Below are 17,401 nucleotides of genomic sequence, written 5' to 3' on the forward strand. Positions count from 1 at the left end.
GGGGGAGTGCTCCGAGATAACTCATGTGGTGGTTTGGGTTCCTTCCCCCCCCGGGGGGGGGGCCCCCCCCCCCCCCGCCCCTGGGGTATCGGATTCGTCAGCAGCCACGGGGCGCTCCGTTGGTTGCGGCGGTCGAGGTCACGCGACGTGCGCCTGCTGAGTGTTGTAGTGGGTGGGCTCCGGCACGGACTGCTCGTGGTAGCGCAGAGCCTCGCGGGTTGCCTGCTGGAACTGCTCGCGGCCCTGGTCGATGAGGGCGCGTGGGTCGAGCGTCTCCCGCGCGGCCGCCTCGACCGCGGTGCTGGCGTCGCGTGCGGTGCGGCGAACCGTCATGGTGACGAGGTGGCTGGCCCCCTGGCCGGCGGGGTCGACTTTCACTGTGCGCGCCGCCAGTCCGATGTTGTCGAGTTCCTGGAAGTCCAGCGGCGGAGCCCCGTCATATCGGGCCAGTTGCTGGGCCTGGTTGTTCAGTAGCCAACGGTCTTGGGCGGCATCCGGAGTCAGTGACTGGATGGCCTTGTAGAGGTAGCGGTGCTCGGGTTGGGTGAAGTCCTGTTCGCGAAGGGAGCGGGTGGGGCCGTCCTGGTGCAGCTGGCTTGGATCCTGCATGAGCGAGATCAGGACTCGGCGTTCGGTGGGCAGAGAGGTGTAGCTCGGTTGTCCCTCGCTCTGCTCGGGTGCGGGCGTTGCGGTCTGGTCCGGTGTGCTGTACCCGGCGAGGGTGCGGGGGGCGTTGTCGAGGCGCTCGGCAAGTTGGTCCAGGGCGTACTCGGTCGTGCTGAGCTCGAGGCCGATCTGGCCCAGGGAGGCGTCGGACAGTCCGTAGTCACGGACACGACCTGCCAGATCCTCGACGGCGGCGGGAATGCTCGGCTCGAGTATGAAGGTGACCGCGTACCGAGCGGCGTGGTCGGGGTTTGGGCGGAAATCCGGGGCGTTGGGATCTGGTCGGAAGTCCGGGGAGCTCGCGTAGGCCAGCCAGGCGCCGATGGTCTGGTTGACGTTGGCGTCCAGGCGGGCCTTGGCCGCTGGGTCGCCGGTGGAGCGGTGGTGGTCGTTGTAGGTCAGGCGTGTGGTGATGTGCTTGATCATCGCTGCGGCCCGCTGTTGCGGTGTGAGGTTGGGGTCGGAGGCCGCCGGCAGCGCGATAGCGGGGTCCGGGCCCGTGACGAGGGCGTCCCAGATCTCGGCAGTCGCAGGGTCGCCGAAGTCCTGCGGCTGGAGCCAGTAGGGCGATGCGTCGGGGCTCTGTGGGGAATACCGGAATTGCTGGGCTCGTGTCTGGTCGCTGAGGATCGCCCCGATGACCGTCAGTTCCCGAGAGCGCGCGTCATTGTCGTAGCCCCGTGGGCGGGTCAGTTCGAATGGGACGTTCTCGGTGGTGCAGGGGTGCTGGGCTGCGCGGGCGGTGACGTAGGCGTCGTGGCGGGCGTGCTCGGGGTTCGCTGGCCAGGTGGGCTGTGCCAGCTGGCGGAAGGTGCCGTGGATGCCTGCCCAGAATTCTGAGTGGGTGTAGTACCCCTGGTTGACGGCCCACTGTGCGTTGGCATCTCCCGCCGCGGCGCGTTGCTGGTAGAGAGTCATCATCCGGGCGGTGAGGGCGTCGGCAGCCACCTGTGCCCGATCGGCGCCCGGATAGTCCTGTAGCCGCTGCTCGATGTCGGCGAGCCCCTCGGGCAGCAGTGCCTCGTAGGCGTCGCTGAGCCAGGTTGTCTGGAAGTGGTCGGGCCTGAGCCAGTACTGGGGCCCGCCGCTGCGGTTCCAATCGACGAGTTGGTACGCCGCGGAGCCATCGCGCAGCAGGCTGCTGAGGACGTTGAGCTCGTGCTGCGGCGCCCCGTACTGTGCGTTGTTCACGCTGTCCCCGCCTCGGGCTGGGCGGGCGTTGTCGCGCCGACTTCCGCGTCCGGCTCGGGAGGTGTGCCGGCTGCCGCGGTCGCGGCCCGGTATCGCTCGGCGTGTAGGTCGAGTTGAGCGGATGCGGCCTCGTCGAGCGCCACCCAGCCAGCTTCGTTGCGCCGCCACCACCGGCTCATGTAGCGCACCGGGCTGCCCTCGAACCGGCCGAGCATATCGGCCTTCTCCTCGGAGATGAGCTGCTGCATGGCGGCAGGCGGCATCGGTGTGTTCAAGACCCTCTGCTGCGCCGAGTCCTTGAGGAGCTCCATGCGTTCGGCCCAGGTAACTGTGGGGCTGCCGGGCTCGGCCATGGTCGGCTCCGTTCGGACGAGGACGGTGGACTCCAGGCAGACTGCGCCGTGATCCACCGGCCAACAAGCCGGATCCGGGGTGCGGTCCAAGGGGTGAGTGCGCAGAGCGCGGATTCCTCTTCGTGTGTCCCACCCGGCGGGAATCAGGCTCGCGAGTGGCCTTCGGCAGGTCGCCGGTGGGACTCCATCGCGAGCGGGTGGGCGTAGGCGTCTTGACCGCCGTCCCGAATTGTGTGCTTAACTGGATCTCGAGACCAGCCATCTCCAGAGCTCATCCGACGAGTTGAGCATGTGTAATTCTGCGCTCTTACCGGCGCAGGTATGGCTGGTCTCTCTTTGTGGGATCCCAGATCCCGTGTCCTTTTCCCACCGGCGATGTCCACCGCGTGGCCAAAAGGACAGGGGGATGGGATTCATGCCCCGTGAGCGAGTAGTTCCCCTCTTTGTGTACAGGACCGCTCCGGTCAGCGTCTGTGCGCGTGACCGGGGCAGGACCCTGGCGTTACGCGGCCAGAGGGGCCGCCTCGAGAAACGCGGGGTTGGTGGTCCGATGGGTACAGCGGCGGCCGCGCCGGTATGGCTGAGTGTCCGGCGTGGTGACGAGTCCGTGGTGGAGGACCTGGAGTGGCCAACGGTGCCACTCGGGCTGCTGCGGGAGGCCCGGCCGTGGCGGATGTTCCGCTGGTACAAGGGGCAGCAGCACTATTCGGGCACGTACTGGTCGGCGACAGTGGGCGACCACGTGATCTACGAGTCGCGGCTGGAGCTGGGGCGGCTGCTGTTCGCCGACTTTGCCCCGGAGGTGCGGCACATCATCGCCCAGCCGTTCATGCTCAAGGCCGACGTGGACGGCAAGGTTCGCAAGCACATCCCAGACTATCTGCTGGTGACGGATGACGGGCCGGTGGTCGTGGACGTCAAACCGCGTCACCGGCTTGAGAAGCCGGAGATCGCGTTCACGTTCGCTTGGACGCGGGAGGCGGTTACTTCTCGCGGGTGGCAGTACGAGGTGTGGAGTGAACCGGATCCGTTCGTGCTGGAGAATGTCCGGTTCCTCGCCGGCTACCGCCGCGCCTGGCTGTTCGACCCGGATCTGGTGTCCGCGCTGCGGGTTGCGGATCTGGATGGGATGTCGCTGGGGGATGCTTTCCGGCTGCTCCCGCAGTGTCCTCGGCCGCTGGTGAAGTCGGCGGTACTGCACCTGTTGTGGTCTGGGCATGTGACGACCGCGCTGGACCGGCCGCTGAGCTCGGCGCACATGCTGCGGACGGCCGCATGAACGGGGCCGGAACCAGGCTCGGGGTCGGGACGCACTTCCGGCTGGACGGCGAGACGGTCGAGGTCGTGGAGTTCGCCAGCCTGGCCACGGGCATGCAGGTCGTCCTCAAGGACGGGCGCGACAGGCTGGCTCGCATGTCGCTGCGTGAGCTGCTGACCTCGGACCGCGCCGAGCTGATCCACGACAGTGCGGGCCCGTCTTCCACCGATGACGAGGACCTCGCGGCCGTGGTGCTGAACCGGCTGACCAAGGACGAGAAGAAGGACGTCCTGGAGCGAGCCGAGCATGTTCGGGAGACGCTGACGGGCTACCGCTCCGGCAGCGAGGACGAGCTGTCCGCGGACGTCCCATGCGGCTCACGGCACTGGGGAGGCGAGCGAAGAGAGCAATCAACAAACCCTTCCAGACCAGGCCGCCAGCCCTACCCCGCTTCAGAGAACGGAGGGAAACTGACCGGCGGGAGACCCTCCCGCCAGCTCAGGGTTGCATCGTGATCGGGAACCTGGAACTCAGCTGGGGCAGCCTGCGCGACGCCTCGACCTCATCTCGCACGTCCCAGCGCTTCCCGAGCGGGTCTCGAACCAATTCGTCGTCACTCTGGAGAGCGTCCACGGCCTCATAGAAGGTGGCGAACTCGTCGGACACCTGGGTCGCCTGTTCGTAGGCCTCGGCCGCGACATAGTCCAGTTCCTCCCACTCCGGCCAGTGATCACCCCACCCACCTCGTGGTCGGCCGGCCAAGCGCCTTACTTCAGGGGCTTCGGCCAGAGTGTCGGGATCCTGGACAGCTCGCTCGAACGTGGCCCGGCCCAAACCGACTGCCCACAGACGGAAGTAGCAGAAGCCGTCATCCGAGCACCAGCCGCCGAAGATCCTTTCGGCGGCAGCCCAAAGATCACAGGTGAACGCCTGCTCACACAGACGGTCAAGGCAAACCTGGAACCCCACGATCTCCTTCACGGGCCCTCGCGCGAGCTCGTCCTTCAACCACGCCAGCCGCTCAGCCCTGCCGTGAGCCTTCTCCCGGCATTCCTCGATGATCTTCCAGAAGGAGTCGTTGTCCACGGCGGCACTATGGCAGGCGCCTATGACAGACCGATGGCAGCGGGTGAAAGAGCAGCATGGTCACTGGTCGCAATACCCGCCGCCGGCACTCAGCTCGGCAGGCTGCCACCATGCTGAGATGGCCCACGACATCGTGTTCTTCCTCGCTCCGGACGACGAGAGTGCCGCTGCGACGCACCGACAGGGACCTGGTCCGGCGTTTGAGTCTGTGGCCTGCCGTTTCATAGAGCCGGACAGTGCCATCGCGGAATGGGACATGTACTTCGAGGAGCCCTCTGCCGCGGTCCCGCCGATCGAGCAGCTCCTTGCATGGCCGTGGCCGGAGTGGGTCACTGCCCCCTTGAACGATGGCATTGAGGTGCTCGCTTTGCCGCCGCGGTTGATCCGGGCCTTGGCCGACGCCACCTCCGTTGAGCTGGAGGAGCTGGCAGATCGCTGGACCGCGAGGCTCAGGGCCGCCGACGGGGACGAAATGACCGACGATGATCTGCTGGCGGTCCTGCAGGGAATGTCCCGGCTTGCGGCGTCTGCGGTGACCACGGGCGGCGGCCTCTACAGCTGGAGCTCCTGACCGTCCGGTGAACCTCTTCTTGGGCGGCGGAGTCGCCGTTTTGGCCGGTCGAGCCAGGAAAATGACACGGCGCTGGGAATCCAGCACATGACATGGCGTGAGAAGCCCCAGAACCGTCGAGGTCAGAAGCGCGGCAGATGACAGGGGTCGCGAGAACCTACACTCTTTTTGTTCCGGCCTCTGTGCCCCCACCGGCCGGAGCGACTCGTCGTTGCCTCAGATCGTATGGTCACGCCGAACAGTCGAGTCATGGCCAGCAGCGTTGGACTGGCGACGGGCACCAACTCGCTGGTCGTTCCTGTCGCGAGCGTGACTATGGGACTCGGCTCATGACTCCCGCCGGCGTATACGGCCAACCCTCCTGATCCGGTCCGCTTCGTCATCAGCTACGGAGACGGCCATCACAACGAAGCCGCCGACGGGCAAACGGAACCCGCGGCAGCTCGGCCGGAGGTGAGCAGCATGCCGCCGGGGCGGTGTGCCGGGTGGGCCACTGTGTCCGTGATGTTCCCGTTCCTCTTGCCGCCTCAGCCGGATCCCGTTCGCGTAATCACCTGCCGAGCCGCCGTCACTCGATCGGGTGTGTGCGCCGTAGGAGCACGGGGGCGCCGGCAGGCGCTGTCAAGCTGGGCAAGAGCCCTGGTGGCGCAACATGAGATGGGCGACACGGCTGCACCTGGTGCCGGTCCGGCAGAAGGACGCGAAGGAGTTCGTTGCTCAGTGGCATCGACACCACAAGCCCCCGCCGGGGCGGTGTTCACGGTCGGGGCGGCTGACGAGGATGGCGTGCTGCGGGCGGTCGCCATGGTGGGCCGCCCCGTCGCCCGGCATTTCGACGACGGCCAGACGCTCGGGGTCACCAGGACCGCGACGGACGGCGTGCGCAACGCGAACAGCCTGCTGTACGGCGCTGCCTGGCGGGCAGCGAAGGCGCTGGGATACACGCGGCTGATCACCTACACCCAGGAAGGTGAGTCGGGGGCCAGTCTCTGCGGTGCCGGATGGCGGGTGGTTGCGCAACGTCGCCCGCGGCGCGGCTGGAACTGTGCGAGCCGACCCCGCACGTCCCGCGGCACGGACAACATGGCGCGCACTCTCTGGGAAGCGGCAGCGGTCGAGGAGACGTAAGCCCTCCGGGCGGCGCCTATCGTCCCGGCTCGCTCCCGCCGTCCCCCCGCGGCTGCCGCTCCCGGCCGGCCCGACGCGCGGGGCAGGACGGAGACCCCGTGGCGGCAACAGCTCTCGCCCCCGCCGGGCAGGAAGCCCTGATACCCGCGGAGGAGCTGACCGGGCCTGAGCCGGTCGTGCACCACGCTGACGCCCTCGCCCACCTGCGGACCCCGCCCGCCGCCGGTTCACCGCCGAGTTCGCCCGGCTGCGGGACTCCGTCGGCTGGTCCAACTCCCAGATCGACGCCCTGTTCGGGTTCAACGGCATGGCGCAGCACTGGACCACGCAGCGCCGGTCCGCCTCCGTGCCGACCGTCGAGCAGTGGGAGCGGTTGCAGGCGGAGATGGGGTTCGAGGCCCCGGCCGGCCTCGAGGACCTGGTGCACGAGCTGAACGGGCGGAAGAACACGCCCGGCGAGGCCTGGGACGAGCGGGAGGTCATCGGCAAGGGGCACCGCGCCCGCGCCGGTTCCGGGGTGTTCCCCCAGCTCCAGTCCGACACATTCGACGTGACCGCCCCTGCCACCCCGGAGGCCGCGTGCTGGGACGGCTGGAACACCGCCCTCAAGCCTGGCCATGAGCCGATCGTGCTCGCGCGGAAGCCCCTCGAGGGCACGGTCGCCTCCAACGTCCTGGAGCACGGCACCGGGGCGATGAACACCGCGGCGTGCAAGACCCCGCCCGGCGACCCAGAAGGACGCTGGCCGACGAACCTGCTGCTGTCGCACGCCTGGGCCGTCGACGCAGCCGGCTGGCTGGTCGACGGCTGCGCGGACGGCTGCGCCCCCAGCTGCCCGGTCGCCGAGCTGGACGGCCAGTCGGGGCTGCTTACCTCCGGCGCGAACCCCCGCCGCCGCGGCTCGGACAAGTTCCGCGACGTCTACGGCGCCTTCAAGGGGCAGACCGTGTGCAAGCCAGTTCGGGGCGCTGACTCCGGCGGCGTCTCCCGCTTCTACCCGGCGTTCCGCTACCAGGCCAAGGCCCCCACCAGCGAGCGGCCGCGCCTGCCGGACGGCACCGTGCACCCCACGATGAAGCCCGTGGCGCTGATGCGGTGGCTGGTCCGGCTGCTCACCCCGGCCGGCGGGCTCGTCCTGGACCCGTTCGCCGGTACCGGCACCACCCTGGAGGCCGCCCGTCTGGAGGGCTTCGACTCCGTGGGCGTGGAGGCCAAGGCCGAGTACGCCGAGCTGTGCCGCCTCCGGCTGCGCCGCACGGTTCAGTCGTCGTCCTCAGCCCCGACAGGACGGTGAACAGGGGCGAGATCGTACTCCGCGTCGAGCCGTCCGCCTGGACCTGCGGCGCCGTTCCGGCTACTTCATTGGGCTGGGGCTCGCCGAGCCGGATGGTGTCGTTGCTGGCGGGGCTGTGTCCTTGCCCGGCTCCGGCGAGTACGACAGCAGGAGGCCCAAGGCCGCCACCATTGCCGCCCATGCCCCGACCGCTCCTGCAAGGTCACCAGGCGTTTTCGGGCCGCCAGGGGTTGTCGGCCGCTGACTCCAGCGGTAGACCGCTGCGGCTACGAGTGTTGCCACGACCAGGATGAGAATGGCCTTGGCGTCGATGAATACTGTCATCTGGGGCCTTTCGCGGCTCTCGGGGCCTGCCCGCGCTCCTGCCAGACCGATGGGCAGGCCCTTTCCTGTGGTGTCCCGCGTCCATGTCACGGTTCGCGCCGCAGCGTACGTGCTACGCGCGTAGGTGACGCAGGTCATGTACGCACGTAACGGCTGTCTTGCGGGCACGGCACGGCTCTCACCAGGGAGTTTGCGTCCACGCCGGGATCGTCCGGCGACAAACCGACCATAACTTTTCCGCTGGCTCGCATCCCTCGGCGCACGACGACACGAGGGGGCGCATGACCGGCCGCGAGGCTTCAGATATCGCGAGGGACGCCCGAGGCTGGTTCCCGGAGCGCGACACAAAGAGCGTGCCTCGTCCACTCTTCCCGCCTCGCCCCGCAGGGCGCGCCCGATCGGGGCCGTGAACACCGCGGTCCGGCGCCCGGGGCAGATGAGGAGACCAGCGCCGTGGCACGACGACGGACCGGCCCCACCGACGTGGTGAAGGCGATCGTCTACGACCGGGACGGCGGCGCCTGCGTGCGCTGCGGCGCCCAGGACGACCTGACCATCCACCACCGCGTGAACAGGGGCATGGGCGGGGCCCGCGAGGAGTGGATCAACCAGGCCCACGAGCTGCGGCCGGTCCCGGGTCGCCTCTCGGCCGAGGAGCTTGCCCAGGTCGCTGAGGAAGCCGGCATCCAGCGGATCGACAACGCCGCCGAGGAACTGCCGCGGCTGGCGCGCATCGTCGCCGCAGCGCGCGCCCGCCGGGCCGCCGCGGTGGTGTTCATGCGGGAAGCGGCCCTGGCCCTCTCGGAAGAGCCGTACGGCTGGAGCGGCGAGAAGATCGCCGAGCACGCCGGCGTCACCACGAAGCTGATCTGGCAGCAGCAGCGGACGGCCCGCCTGGCACGCGAACGCTGACCGAACCGCCCCCGCCGACAGACCGGTCCCGAGCACTTCGGGGCCGGTCTTTTCGTTGCCCCCGCAGGTCAGACCGGGGCCTGACTTTCAGGCGCCGGTCACCGGGGCCTGAAAATCCGGCTTCCGGTGAGACGGCCGCCGGTGGACCGGGTCCCGGTAGATCAGGCACCTTTAGTAAGAAGATCAAGCACCACAATCAAGCAAGAGTTCCGATGCCTTCGCTTCGCTCAGGCATCGGCGGGCATCGCCCCTTCGCAGGCCCCCAACCGGGACTTGGCGGCCTCCCGGTGGAACCTGCAAACGGTCTACAGGCGTTACTCAAGGCGTGGACCCTCTGACTGCCCTTACCGCCGACGGTGTTCTCCGCGCAGGGACCGGCCTCGCTGGCCAAGCCGCAACCGCATACGTCCGCCGCCCGAGGGTGACTCTGATCAAGATCGGAAGTCGAGATGAACGGCGGGACGCGTACCTCAACTTCCTTGCTGCGACGACCGCCCTTTACACCCTGATCTACGAGTTGGAGCTTCGCCAGGAGCACTTAGAGCGGAGGGTGCCGCGCCGTAAGAGGGAACGGGTACGCGCGCAGCTGGACATGGAGTTCCTGCCCCAGCAGATGCACGTCCTCCGGCGAGTGGATGCAGCCGTGGCCGAGCTGAACATGGTGGCCCCCATGGCCGTCCTGAACGTCGCGACGTGTCTGGAGCATGCGCTGAAGCACTACGCGAGGACGGTGGAAGACGGGAGGAACACGGAGCACTTCAGCGAAGCCCTCAGGAAGATGAACGCTGAGTTCTTGACAGCGTGCCGCAAAGACCTTCGGTACATCCCTGCAAAGTGGGAAATCCACCGGAGGGCGGGGAGAGCCACCGCAGCTTGGTGGCGGCGTATGCGCAACAAGCCCGAACACCCTCCCGAGGTCCAGAACGCGCTGCAGATCCTCGAGTCTCTGGGACGTAGGGGACCGCTGTAACCAGGCATTGAGGTGTCAGAGGACAACCATCCCGGCAATAGCGGCATCGACAGGGCCACCAGGGAGGGGTGTCACAGAATCCGCCGTTGACGTTCCCCAAGACATGAACCCCGCGATCCATGCCCACGCGCACGATGCTCCCGCCGAACCTGACCCGGCACTTCTACGAGACCCGCCGGGCGTTCCTCGAGAGCGCCGGCCAAGAGTCCACCCCGTGGTTCCAGCTCTCCCCGCTGGAGCGGTCGGTCGTCGAGTCGGAGATGGAGATCTTCCGGCAAGCGATACGGCGCGCCGAGGATGCGCTGTCGGCGTGCACCGCGTCCGCACCGGCCCCGGTCAGCTCGCGCAGCAGCCGTCCGGCCGCCCCCACCTGCGTCTTCGTCATGGTCGCCATGCTGACACGGGGCACTGACAATCCCCCGGCCGGCGTCGGCACCACTCTTCAGTACCCGGAGGGCGGGTGAGGGCGCCAGCCATGGTGTGTAGGTGGACCAGGACGTCGCGTAGCAGGTCCTCGCCGAGACCTGCCCCGCGGGCCTGACCGACGCCAGGCCTCGGCGAGCAGCCCGAACAGTGCGTCGCCTGCGAAGCGGCGCATCCTGTCGGCCCGTGACACCCGCTGCCCGCGCCGCTGAAGGTCGTATCCGTCGGCGCACGGGGGTTCGGTGCCCGGTCGCTGCGCCATCCAGCCGTGATCGCCTGCATGCCCGACTCTTGGTGTTCTCCTACGTGTCGGTCGCTGGGCCTCGTCGGTCCGCCCTGTACTCCGGTTGCAGAAGAGGTGCGTCAAGGAGTTTACCAACGTACGAAACTGAGGCCGCTGGGGCAGGGCCCCCCGGGGGCCGCGTCACCATGTGATGGCTCGTCGGCTGCAGTAGCCGCATCTGGTCAATTCCCGTGATTCCCGCGCGTAGGTGAACGGAAGTGCTTAGTCTGGGGTTGCCGTCCCGGTGGTCCTCCCCCGTGCCACCGGGACGCTGCTGTGTCAATGATCCCGGATCTGGTGGATGCCGTCCACCGGCTCCGAGGCGGTGCGGGTCTGCAGGCGCGTCACGGCGTTCCAGGAGGCGATGGTCTGAGCAGCGGCCGCGACGGGGCGGCGCCATGGGAGGTGCCGGGACCCGTACTTGAGCCAGGCCGCCGTGTTCACAGTTCCCCCTTGTCCGCCGGGTCCTCGGAACACTGTATGCCCGAACGCCGACCGGTACGGCCACGAGCACGGTGTCCGGCATGAGGGAGAGACAAAACGACGACGTCCCGCCGCAGGGCGGGGCGTCGTCGGGGTCCAAGTACGGGCATGCGCAACTGTGGGCAGGTGTTCGGGCTGCCTGCGGACGGGAGGGCCGGCGTCAGCGGCGCGACCACCTGAACCAGCGCCCGGTCATACGCCGCTCCGTGACCAGAAGCAGGCCGAGGAACAGCAGGAGCAGGCCAACGGACTGTGCCAGCTCGACGCTCGGGCCGTCGTGGGCGACATACATCAGCCCGGTGACCATCAGCATGACGACGAAGCCGAGCGCGAAGACGCCCTGGAAGAACACCATCGGGCTTCGCATGTTCTGCCTCCTCTGTCGTCGCGCCTCTTGCGCGTCTAGCGTTGTTGTGCTCACGACAGTCGACTGTAGCAGTTGGTTGATGTTGTTAGGTTGTCAAGGCCCGACTGCGCGTGTGCTGCAACTAGGGTCCGTCTTCAAACGGATCTTGCCCATAGTAGGAACGATGCGAGGGTGACCGCCGCTTCGCAGGAAGTGGCGGTCTTCTCGTATCTGGTGGCGATGCCGCGGAAGCCCTTGAGCCGGTTGAAGCAGCGCTCGATGCCGGTAGGTCTCCCGGTCGAACGCCGGCGGTCGGCCGCCGTAGCCACCGCGCCTCAGCCGGTGCCGTCGCTGGTCGGTCTTCTCGGGGATGGTGTGCGCAATGCCGCGCTTCCGCAGGTAGGCACGGAAGCCGCGGGAGCTGTAAGCCTTGTCTGCGATGACCTGGTCGGGCCAGCACCGCGGTCGGCCCGGGCCGGTGCGGGGAACACGGATCCGTTCCAGCAGAGGGCGTGCGCAGACACTGTCGTGCCGTTGGCCGGGCGTCACCAGGATCGCGAGCGGGCGGCCCTTGCCATCGCAGGAGACATGAATCTTGGTGGTGAATCCGCCTCGGGATCGGCCGAGGGCGTGATCGTCCGGTTCGTCCTGCCGATGCCGCCCCCTTTTCGGCCGGTGGCGGCGGCATGCTGGTGGGCGCGGACGATGGTCGAGTCGATCTGGACCAGCCAGTCGAGGTCGCCGGCCGCGTCGGCGTGGGCTTGGATGTGCTGCAGGGCTTGGGTGAACACCCCGTCCAGGGCGTAACGGCGGAAGCGGGTGTACACGGTCTTCCACGGCCCGTAACGTTCCGGCAGGTCACGCCAGGAGATCCCAGTGCGGATCTTGTAGACCATCCCGTTGATGACCTGCCGGTCCTCCACACGCGGCCGCCCTGTCGCAGCCCGGGGTATCAGCGGAGCGAGTAACTCCCACTCCTGGTCAGTGAGTTCATGACGACGTACCACGACACCATGATCTACCGCCCGGATGATCTTTGAAGACGGACCCTAGTTGCTCGGTTGTCCGAGCCGCTCGGCGATCTGTGAACGCATGGTTGCGGTGCGCTCCGGGGCCGCCACCTCCAAGAGCATGCTGACCAGGTCGGAGGCCAGGGGCCCTGCCTCGTGCAGGGGTAGTCGCATCCATGCCTGGGCGGCGTTTTGCGCCGCCACCTGGGTGCGGCGCTTGCCCGGTCCGAGCCGGTCGAACCAGGCGAGGGCGAGCCAGGTCCACGAGGCGGTGGCGAAGGCATACTCGCCGCTCAGGTAGGCCAGGTCCGAGCGGAACTGCGCCGCCTCGAGAGTCGCCGCCGCCGTGTCGCCCTGCTCGGCGGTGAGCTGCTGCAGGATGGCGTCAGCGGCCGGTATGGCGGTGTCGAAGTCGTGGGCGCGGCCGGCGGCCTGGGCGGCGGCGAGCCGGTCGAAGAGACTGCTCGCCTGCTGTTGCGGCCCGGTCGCCACCGGTTGAAGACCTGCAGGGGGAGCCGGGGTGCCCGGGGCCTGGGTGGTGCCGTCGGGCATGACCTGCATGCTAAACCGGGAGTTGGTGCGGTCGTCCTGGACCTGGACGAGGACCGGCATGCCGCTGCCGGCTGCTTCGATGTGGAGGACCTGGATGACGACCTGCGAAGGGTCGACCCCGTCGGGAACGACCTGGGGTTCGCTGTCGATGCAGAGCTGGCCGTCGGGGCTGATGTGGACCTGGTAGCGGGTGCTGGTGTTCATGGTGTGCGGCCCGCGGCGTGGTGCGGCGGGCCCCCTCCTTCAAAGGTCAGAGCGAGAGTCCGTGGCTGCGGAGATAGGCGCTGGGGTTGATGTCGGATCCGTAGGCAGGTCCGGTGCGGGCTTCGAAGTGCAGGTGCGGGCCGGATACGTTGCCGGTGGCGCCGGAGAAGCCGATCTGCTGACGGGCCTTGACGGTTTGCCCATTGCTGACGGTGATCTTGGAGAGATGCGCGTACTGCGTGTACTTGCCGTCGCTCATCTTGATGACGACGTTGTTGCCGTACGCGCCGCCCCATCCGGCTTCGACGACGGTGCCGGTGCCGACGGCCTGGACGCGGGTGCCGGTGGCGACGGGGAAGTCGATGCCGGTGTGGCTGCCGGAGGACCACATGCCGCCGCCGGCCTTGTAGGGGGTGGTGACGCGGGAGTTTTCCACGGGCAGCGCCCATGCCCCCTTGCCCTTGGCGTCGGTGGAGTTGGCGGCGTTCTCGACGGCGTCGCACCCGGAGGTGCTCGTAAGCACGGCCTTCTTGCCCCAGCTCTTGACCACGAGTTCGCCGGCGGCCTTCTCCCATTTGGCGTACGCGTCAGGGAAGCCGCTGCGCTGGACGTTCTGGGCGGCCTGGGTGAGCGGCTTGACCTGCCACTTGTCGACCTTGGCGAGGCGCGAGAAGAAGGCGTTGCTCGCATAGATCGGGTCGGTGATCTGCGCCACGGTGCCCCAGCCCTGTGAGGGGCGCTGCTGAAAGAGACCTTGGGAGTCGCGGTCGCCGTGCCGGATGTTCCTGAGCATCGACTCCTGGATCGCAGTGGCTACGCCGATCACTGCGGCGCGGGGCGGCAGGCCGCGGCTGCGTGCGACGTTGGTGATCACACTGGCGTTGCGCCGCTGTTCCTCCGTCCAGTTGACGCTCTGCTGTTTGCCCTGGGGGTTCAAGGGCACCGTGACCTGCGCCCCGGGTTCGGCGGCCGGAATTTCCTGCCCTTTGCTGGTCACCTGCATCGCCGAGTTGGTGGGTGTGCAGGAGTCTTCCCACTTCGGTCCGTCGTCCGTGTCGCCGACGCCCAGCATCAGCGGCAGGCAGAGCGCTCCAGCACACATCGCCGCTATCCCACCCCCGGCGATGCCGATGGCTTTGCTCATATCTCGATCCCCAGTCGTCGGTGCGGATCCCGCCACGAGGGACGGAAACCGCAATTCCCGTGCCATGGGGTGAGCCCGATTAGTCGGGCGTCCCAGGGCTGCGAATGCGTCTCTACATAGCTGCGCAATGCGCGGCTAGCGTCTGCGCCGAGTGAAAGCAGCAAGGAACCGACAACTTGCGATGAATACTAAGGCACTGGATTGCGGGTGCGTCAACGCGTCCTCCGGAGAGGCGTTTTGGCCGTCTCTCAGTATTCGACTGGACGTGTTCGGCGCGACGCGTGGAATCCCTTGCTGTCGATGACCAGTTGTCCAGGTTCTTCACGCGGACTGGGGCAGGCTTTCGTGGCCTGGGAGGGATTCGTGCAGGTAACACAGCAGGTGATGCAGCTCGCCGCAGACGGCGACATAGGCAGCATCACGGACGGAATTAAGCCCGACTGGGCGGTATTCGGCGCGATCGGAACCAAGGCGAAAATAATCGTCGGTGTGGTGATGGCCGGTGCCGTTCTCTTCCTGCTCGGAAGCGCCATTGTCGGCGCAGTTCATATCCGGGTCGGAAATCAGCAGCACAACACGATGGAGACGAAGAAGGGGCAGACGATGGTCGCAAGCTCCCTTCTCGGCCTGTTCGCGGTCGCCTCCATGTCAACTCTCTTCGGCATCGTCTACGGGTTTGGAATCTAATGGCCGGCAAGCAGAAGCAGACCGGGACCCGGACCCTGACGGCGAAGGCGCCGGAGTCCCCCGGCACCGAGGCAGCCTCGCCGTGGCGCAGGGTGAAGATCGGCGCGATCATCTTCGGCGTCGTGCTGGCGCTCGGGATGGCGCTGACCCTGTTCGGCGGGGACGGGAAGGGGGGCGAAAAGAGAAGCGCCGAGACGCCCGCCGACTCCACTCCCACCTCCCGGGCCGGCGGCAGCGGACCTGGAGTCAAGGCCAAGTCCGTCAAAAACGGCGTCCCGGTGGGCTATCCGCGCACCAAGGACGGCGCTGCGGCCGCCGCGGTCAACTACCAGATGGCCCGCTCTGCGCCGGGCTACTTCACCGACGAGGGGCTGCGCCACCAGGTCCTCAAGACGATGATGACGTCCTCCGCCCTGGCCACCCAACGGGCGCAGGACGACCAGATGGCCAAAGGCCTCATGGCTTCTCTGGGGGTAACTGAGCAGAGCGCGCCGGACATGGTGATGCGGGCCGCCTCGCTCGGCACCAGCATCCGCTCCTACTCCGAGGACACCGCGACGGTCAAGGTTTGGATGAGCGAGGTCGTCGGGGTCCCCACCGAGAAGTCGAAGATGCCGGTCAGCGGTTCCTGGTCGACCTACACGCTCATCCTGCAGTGGCAGGAGGGCGACTGGAAGGTCGCAACGATCGACCTCGCGGACGGCCCAACCCCGCTGGTTGCTCCTGACCAGTCCGCTTCCTCCACCGAGGACATGCGCCTGGCCAATCAGGAGTTCGAGGCGCCCCGCTATGCAGGCTGATTCCTTCCTCCGGCGCCACCGCATCGGACCGGCGGCCGTCGCACTGACAATCGCGCTCGCAACCAACGTCTTCGGTCCTGCCGCCTCCCCGGCCGAGGCTCTGCCCAATCCGTGCAGCCTCCCCGGAGGCAAGTACGTATGCAAGAAGGCAGCACAGGGAGTCATTTGGGCTGACGAGAATACCGAAGTTCTCGATGTTGCGAAGACCATCGACTCCACCCTTGACTTCGCTTCGGACCCGCTTGGCTATATGGAAAACAAGTTGCGAGCCGGGACCAAGGGAATGTTCTCTGCTTTTGGCGAGGAGCTCACTGGAAAGAAAGTCGGGGAATCCAACAAGGGCACGAAGAAGAGCAAGGGGGACTAGTCATGATGGAAATCGACTGGGGAAACCCCGGCTTCATTCGCCTCTACGGTCTCGTATTCGCTCTCGCCGCCGTCTTCACCATGGTCCAGTGGCTGATATCGGTGGTGAAGCGGGTGGTCCGCGGTGTGCCCGTCGCCCAGGCCGCTATGGAGAATGTCGGCTATCTGCTGATGTCCGTGACCGTTGCGGCTTTCATGCCGCTGGCCGTGGCTTACACTGTCGATTTTATCGACAGTGCGGCAGAGACGATTCTCGGTGACTACATCGCTGAGGTATTCGTCGGCGGGCTGTTCATCTTCACTGCACTGGCCGCTCTTTCCGTTCTGATGCCCGGGGTCGGGGCTGTCATTGCTATTCCGATCGCCCTGATGATTCTGCTGGCGGTGTTCGGCCTGTGGCTCATGCTGATGGTGCGCAACGCGCTGATTCTGCTCGGGCTCATCTTCGGCCCGTTGGTCTTCGCCGGTCTGGTCGACAAGGACCTGTGGGGGCACACTCGTAAGTGGGTCGGGATCATGGGCGGAATCATCGCGAGCAAGTTGGGCATCTATCTGGCCCTCGCCCTGGCAGGCGCCCTGCTGGACGGCGTCGCCGACAGCGGCAACCGCATAACTATCCCGCAGGCCATCGGCACCTGCATCACTTTCATGGCGTTGTTGTTCATCGCCCTGTTCATGCCCTTCCAGATTGCGAAGTGGCTGCCCTTGGTCGGTGACGAGATCCAGGCCATGGCCCAGGTCAAGGACGAGGCGGGCCAGCGAGCCAAGGCGGTGAAGGCGAAGCATGACGACATGAAGACCCAGGCCGCGTCCAAGGGCTCCGCTGGCCGTGGAGCCGGTGGCGGCGGAACCGGTGCCGCCATGGGCACGGCAGCCAAGGCCGCGCCGCCTGCCGCCATCGCGTCGGTTGGCAAGGAAGTCGGCGACCAGGTCCGCGACCAGACCGTCCAGGCTGTCAAGGACGGCGCCAGCAACGCCCTCGGAGACGGTGGAGGCGGCGGCCAGCAGGGAGGTGGGCCGCAAAGCGGTGGGCAGAAAGGCGGCCCCGGCAAGGGCAGGAGCCCTGGTGGGGGCAGGAGCCCTGGTGGGCCGGGCAGCAGTCCGCGTGCCGGCGGCCGCGTCGGATCCGGCGGCGGTGGCGGAGCCCGTCGGCCGGCACCTGCTCCGCCCCCGCGTCCCAGCGCTCCCGGCTCCAGGCCGGGGGGTGCTTCCCCGCCACCGGCCCCCGCTCCCCCGCCCCCGCCCCGACAGGGCGGAGGTGCTCCCCCGCGCCCGCCCCGACAGGCCGGTGATGCTCCCCCGCCACCGGCCCCCGCTCCTCCGCCCCCGCCGCCCGCGAGCTAGCGGCAG

The 17,401-nt window shown here is 67.7% G+C and carries 19 protein-coding genes and 1 pseudogene; 12 read left to right on the forward strand and 8 right to left on the reverse strand.

What is annotated here, in order from left to right:
- Nucleotides 1–138: 138 nt before the first annotated feature.
- Both ACZ45Q_RS23315 and ACZ45Q_RS23320 read right to left on the reverse strand, forming a co-directional pair.
- Nucleotides 139–1,857 carry a DnaB-like helicase N-terminal domain-containing protein gene (locus ACZ45Q_RS23315; protein WP_468264548.1) on the reverse strand — a complete coding sequence of 573 codons (1,719 nt, stop codon included), beginning with the start codon at nt 1,855–1,857 and terminating at the stop codon, nt 139–141.
- Complete coding sequence (locus tag ACZ45Q_RS23320) at nt 1,854–2,210, reverse strand: hypothetical protein (RefSeq protein WP_468264550.1); 357 nt, start codon at nt 2,208–2,210, stop codon at nt 1,854–1,856. Before ACZ45Q_RS23320 ends, ACZ45Q_RS23315 begins: the two co-directional genes overlap by 4 nt.
- Before the next feature lie 607 nt (nt 2,211–2,817).
- Between ACZ45Q_RS23320 and ACZ45Q_RS23325 the strand changes: the two genes are divergently transcribed.
- A complete protein-coding gene (locus tag ACZ45Q_RS23325; protein WP_468264552.1) occupies nt 2,818–3,489 on the forward strand; it encodes a TnsA-like heteromeric transposase endonuclease subunit in 672 nt (223 codons plus the stop codon).
- Nucleotides 3,486–3,983, forward strand: a complete 498-nt coding sequence (locus ACZ45Q_RS23330) for a hypothetical protein (RefSeq protein ID WP_468264554.1) — start codon at nt 3,486–3,488, stop codon at nt 3,981–3,983. The genes ACZ45Q_RS23325 and ACZ45Q_RS23330 overlap by 4 nt, the downstream gene beginning before the upstream one ends.
- Here the strand turns inward: ACZ45Q_RS23330 and ACZ45Q_RS23335 are convergent.
- Nucleotides 3,967–4,554: a DUF4240 domain-containing protein gene (locus ACZ45Q_RS23335; protein WP_468264556.1), complete on the reverse strand. Its 588-nt coding sequence runs from the start codon at nt 4,552–4,554 to the stop codon at nt 3,967–3,969. The two genes, ACZ45Q_RS23330 and ACZ45Q_RS23335, sit on opposite strands and share 17 nt — an antisense overlap.
- A gap of 118 nt (nt 4,555–4,672) precedes the next feature.
- On the opposite strand from ACZ45Q_RS23335, the gene ACZ45Q_RS23340 reads away from it, so the two are divergent.
- The 6 genes from ACZ45Q_RS23340 to ACZ45Q_RS23365 all read left to right on the forward strand — a co-directional run bounded on the left by ACZ45Q_RS23340 (nt 4,673) and on the right by ACZ45Q_RS23365 (nt 10,217).
- Nucleotides 4,673–5,125 (forward strand): hypothetical protein, encoded by a 453-nt coding sequence (locus ACZ45Q_RS23340; RefSeq protein ID WP_468264558.1) that lies wholly within the window; start codon nt 4,673–4,675, stop codon nt 5,123–5,125.
- Between the two features lie 720 nt (nt 5,126–5,845).
- Nucleotides 5,846–6,253, forward strand: a complete 408-nt coding sequence (locus ACZ45Q_RS23345; RefSeq protein WP_468264560.1) for an XF1762 family protein — start codon at nt 5,846–5,848, stop codon at nt 6,251–6,253.
- Nucleotides 6,254–6,560: 307 nt separating this feature from the next.
- The gene (locus tag ACZ45Q_RS23350) at nt 6,561–7,547 is read left to right on the forward strand and encodes a DNA methyltransferase (RefSeq protein WP_468264562.1); all 987 of its coding nucleotides are present in this window, start codon (nt 6,561–6,563) and stop codon (nt 7,545–7,547) included.
- A gap of 777 nt (nt 7,548–8,324) precedes the next feature.
- Nucleotides 8,325–8,783, forward strand: coding sequence for an HNH endonuclease (locus ACZ45Q_RS23355; RefSeq protein WP_468264564.1), 459 nt, complete (start codon nt 8,325–8,327; stop codon nt 8,781–8,783).
- Between the two features lie 325 nt (nt 8,784–9,108).
- Nucleotides 9,109–9,753 (forward strand): hypothetical protein, encoded by a 645-nt coding sequence (locus ACZ45Q_RS23360; protein WP_468264566.1) that lies wholly within the window; start codon nt 9,109–9,111, stop codon nt 9,751–9,753.
- A 119-nt stretch (nt 9,754–9,872) separates the two neighbouring features.
- The gene (locus tag ACZ45Q_RS23365) at nt 9,873–10,217 is read left to right on the forward strand and encodes a hypothetical protein (protein ID WP_468264568.1); all 345 of its coding nucleotides are present in this window, start codon (nt 9,873–9,875) and stop codon (nt 10,215–10,217) included.
- Nucleotides 10,218–10,738: 521 nt separating this feature from the next.
- On the opposite strand, the gene ACZ45Q_RS23370 is transcribed toward ACZ45Q_RS23365, so the two are convergent.
- The 5 genes and pseudogenes from ACZ45Q_RS23370 to ACZ45Q_RS23390 all read right to left on the reverse strand — a co-directional run bounded on the left by ACZ45Q_RS23370 (nt 10,739) and on the right by ACZ45Q_RS23390 (nt 14,198).
- Nucleotides 10,739–10,903 (reverse strand): hypothetical protein, encoded by a 165-nt coding sequence (locus ACZ45Q_RS23370; protein ID WP_468264570.1) that lies wholly within the window; start codon nt 10,901–10,903, stop codon nt 10,739–10,741.
- Nucleotides 10,904–11,102: 199 nt separating this feature from the next.
- Nucleotides 11,103–11,309 carry a hypothetical protein gene (locus tag ACZ45Q_RS23375; protein ID WP_468264572.1) on the reverse strand — a complete coding sequence of 69 codons (207 nt, stop codon included), beginning with the start codon at nt 11,307–11,309 and terminating at the stop codon, nt 11,103–11,105.
- A 134-nt stretch (nt 11,310–11,443) separates the two neighbouring features.
- Nucleotides 11,444–12,295, reverse strand: a pseudogene (locus ACZ45Q_RS23380) (IS5 family transposase).
- A gap of 42 nt (nt 12,296–12,337) precedes the next feature.
- Nucleotides 12,338–13,054, reverse strand: a complete 717-nt coding sequence (locus ACZ45Q_RS23385) for a hypothetical protein (protein ID WP_468264574.1) — start codon at nt 13,052–13,054, stop codon at nt 12,338–12,340.
- Nucleotides 13,055–13,100: 46 nt separating this feature from the next.
- The gene (locus ACZ45Q_RS23390; protein ID WP_468264576.1) at nt 13,101–14,198 is read right to left on the reverse strand and encodes a M23 family metallopeptidase; all 1,098 of its coding nucleotides are present in this window, start codon (nt 14,196–14,198) and stop codon (nt 13,101–13,103) included.
- Between the two features lie 363 nt (nt 14,199–14,561).
- Here ACZ45Q_RS23390 and ACZ45Q_RS23395 point away from each other — a divergent pair, with 363 nt between their 5' ends.
- Genes ACZ45Q_RS23395 through ACZ45Q_RS23410 form a run of 4 tightly spaced genes read left to right on the forward strand, consistent with a single transcriptional unit; the run spans nt 14,562 to nt 17,395 of the window.
- Nucleotides 14,562–14,885, forward strand: coding sequence for a hypothetical protein (locus ACZ45Q_RS23395; RefSeq protein ID WP_350716760.1), 324 nt, complete (start codon nt 14,562–14,564; stop codon nt 14,883–14,885).
- Nucleotides 14,885–15,685 (forward strand): DUF8175 domain-containg protein, encoded by an 801-nt coding sequence (locus ACZ45Q_RS23400; protein WP_468264578.1) that lies wholly within the window; start codon nt 14,885–14,887, stop codon nt 15,683–15,685. The genes ACZ45Q_RS23395 and ACZ45Q_RS23400 overlap by 1 nt, the downstream gene beginning before the upstream one ends.
- Complete coding sequence (locus ACZ45Q_RS23405; protein ID WP_468264580.1) at nt 15,675–16,052, forward strand: hypothetical protein; 378 nt, start codon at nt 15,675–15,677, stop codon at nt 16,050–16,052. The genes ACZ45Q_RS23400 and ACZ45Q_RS23405 overlap by 11 nt, the downstream gene beginning before the upstream one ends.
- Before the next feature lie 2 nt (nt 16,053–16,054).
- On the forward strand, nt 16,055–17,395 hold the full coding sequence (locus ACZ45Q_RS23410) for a hypothetical protein (RefSeq protein ID WP_468264582.1): 1,341 nt from the start codon (nt 16,055–16,057) through the stop codon (nt 17,393–17,395).
- Nucleotides 17,396–17,401 lie beyond the last annotated feature (6 nt).

Source organism: Streptomyces sp. NPDC031049, from assembly GCF_055571015.1.